We start from the raw sequence: 2,448 nt of genomic DNA, 5'->3' as shown, positions 1-2,448 counted from the left end.
GACGGTCCTGACGATCCGCCGCATCCCGTCACCACGAGCAGCAGCGCGCCTGCCGCCGCTACGGCGGGCAGAATGCGAAACGTGCGTCCATGCATTGTCTCGCGGCACATATCGTCCGGATTTGTCGTTCCTCTTCTCATGAGTCCAGTCTAGGCGTCTCATTGGGGTTGAGAGAATAGGCCGTGATTATGGCTATGGCTATGGCTATGGCTATGGCTATGGCTATGGCTATGGATGGCTCTGACTGTGATCGGGGACGGCCATACGAATGGACGACCATGGAATAACGAATGAGCGCCGGGCGTATGAATGACGTGCGGTTGGTCTGGGTCCATCCTGTCGACAGGAGTCTGATATGACGGGATGAATGACGACGATGACGATGACGGGCGGCGACGCCGTCGGCGTGGCAGGAAGGGATACGACATGACATCGATGGACGGCGATATCGACAGCAACGTGGCGGACGATGCGGTATCGGAGTCCGGCATGGCATCGGGGTCCGGCACGGCAATGGAACCCGATGGTGCCACGGGATCCGGCAAAGAGATGGATTCCGACGACCGGCGGGGGTCCTCACGGACGCATGATTCGTCTCAGCGGCCTCGTCAGCCCCGGCCTTCGCAGCCAATCCAGCCGCATGAATCCCCGCGCGATCCCATCGACACGGTCATGTTCGATCTGGGCGGAGTTATCTCCATCTGGTCGCCGCAGGACGCCTTATGCTCGCGCTATAGGCCGGAGACGATCCGGCGCTTCTTCGACGCGGTGGACTTCGACCGTCTCAACAGCGATCTTGACGAGGGACTTTCCTGGGAGGACGCCTACGAGAGGGTCGCATCCCTGCCGTCCGGCGATCCGATGTATCCGGAGATGCTGCGCTGGTACCATGACCATTTCGACGACACCCAGGCGGGCCGCATCCCCGGCGCCGCCCAGATGGTCCGGGATCTCAAGACCGCCGGAATCCGCGTGTTCGGCCTGACGAACTGGAACGCCGAGACATTCCTCAAGGCCGAGCCGGTCGCGCCCATCATCGGGTCGTTCGACGACATCCTGGTATCCGGACGCTGCCATCTGCGCAAACCGGATCCGCGCTTCTACCAGCTGGCCATCGAGCGGTTCTCCCTGATCCCGGAACGGACCCTGTTCGTCGACGACCGGCAGGAGAACGTCGACGGAGCGTCACGAGAGGGCATTGGCGCTGTTCTCTTCCAGGGGATGGGGGAGCTGCGGCGAACCCTTCGTGACCGGGGAGTGGCGATACCCGCGCTTCGGTAGCTTGGGGCATGCAGCGGGATCACGTTTCTTGTGTTTCGTCCCTCGATCGTTCCGCATCACTACCGTTCCGTGCCACCACAATCCCCATTCCGCTACCTGATGACCGACCTGTTCGGATCCCGCCAGTTGAGCACCATCACCACCAGCATGACGACCACGACGATGGCGAAGACGCCATGCAGTCCGCTGAGGATCGCGGCGTCGACCGCAGCGTCGCGTGCGGTCGCGGTGCTGGAGCTGATCGCCTCGCTGGCCACGGAGAACGGGATTCCGTGCAGATTGGCACGGATGACGAGAGTCAGCGCGGTGCCGTAGATCCCCGTCATCACGGTCTGTCCCAGAGATCGCCCGAGAGTGAGGATGCTGGTTGCCGATCCGACGTAGCGTTCCGGCACCAGGTGCTGGCTGATCACGGTGTTCATGCTGATGACGATGCCCATGACGGCCCCATTGAGCATGGCGATGACGTAGAACCCCCAGATGGGGAAGCTCGGCGTGGCGATCGTCAGCGTTAGATAGGTGACGGTCAGCAATCCCGTCAGCCAGAGCGTGACGGTTCGCGGAACCATCCGCGTGATGATCCGTCCGACGAGGAACGAGGCCGCGAGCCACATGACCGAGCTTGACGTCACCACAAGTCCCGCCTTGATGGAATCTACGCGATACAGGGACTGCAGCCAGATCGGGAAATACGACTGGTAGGAGACCAGCACCCCGCTCAGCAGCGTGATGGTAAGGATCTGGATGCCGAAGGTGGGATTGCGAAACATCTCCGGGGCGATCAGGGGATCGCCGGTGGAGCGCTCGCGCCGATACAGCATCACGGACGACAGGACCGTGGCCGCGATGAGCGGCACGGCGACGAACGGCCGGCGATCAAGCATCTGAATGCCAAGCAGCAGCGTCACCAGAGCCGTTCCCAGCCAGAGGATTCCGGGAACGTCCAGAGACAGGTGTCCATTCCCGTGCGCTCGGGCGGGTTCGCGGTATCCGAGAAGGATGAGAAGCGTCACGATGATGCCCAGGGGGACGTTGATGAAGAACACCCAGTGCCAGGACAGCCGATCGACGAGGAATCCGCCGATCAGAGGCCCCACCAGTGCGGACAGTCCCCATGCGGTGTTGTTGAGGGCGAGGACGTTCGCCCGTCGTGAGTAGTCGTACAGG

General features: G+C 62.3%; 3 protein-coding genes. 1 reads left to right on the top strand and 2 read right to left on the bottom strand.

The window, feature by feature from the left end; genetic code table 11:
* Positions 1-136: 136 nt before the first annotated feature.
* The gene (locus Q1X90_RS00870; protein WP_300765774.1) at positions 137-280 is read right to left on the bottom strand and encodes a hypothetical protein; all 144 of its coding nucleotides are present in this window, start codon (positions 278-280) and stop codon (positions 137-139) included.
* An 83-nt stretch (positions 281-363) separates the two neighbouring features.
* On the opposite strand from Q1X90_RS00870, the gene Q1X90_RS00865 reads away from it, so the two are divergent.
* Positions 364-1,281: an HAD family phosphatase gene (locus tag Q1X90_RS00865; RefSeq protein WP_300765773.1), complete on the top strand. Its 918-nt coding sequence runs from the start codon at positions 364-366 to the stop codon at positions 1,279-1,281.
* A 92-nt stretch (positions 1,282-1,373) separates the two neighbouring features.
* On the opposite strand, the gene Q1X90_RS00860 is transcribed toward Q1X90_RS00865, so the two are convergent.
* Positions 1,374-2,448: MFS transporter (locus tag Q1X90_RS00860; protein WP_300765772.1), on the bottom strand; the 1,075-nt coding region annotated here is incomplete at its 5' end.

This window comes from uncultured Bifidobacterium sp. (assembly GCF_949292005.1).
Lineage (GTDB): Bacteria > Actinomycetota > Actinomycetes > Actinomycetales > Bifidobacteriaceae > Bifidobacterium.
Note: the sequence above shows the minus strand (reverse complement) of the source record. Positions and strands in the feature narration are given on the sequence as shown.

What these genes read in the sequence shown, in the direction of transcription:
- Q1X90_RS00870 (WP_300765774.1), bottom strand. Translation starts at nt 280, where the DNA reads ATGGTCGTCCATTCGTATGGCCGTCCCCGATCACAGTCAGAGCCATCC.
- Q1X90_RS00865 (WP_300765773.1), top strand. Translation starts at nt 364, where the DNA reads ATGAATGACGACGATGACGATGACGGGCGGCGACGCCGTCGGCGTGGC.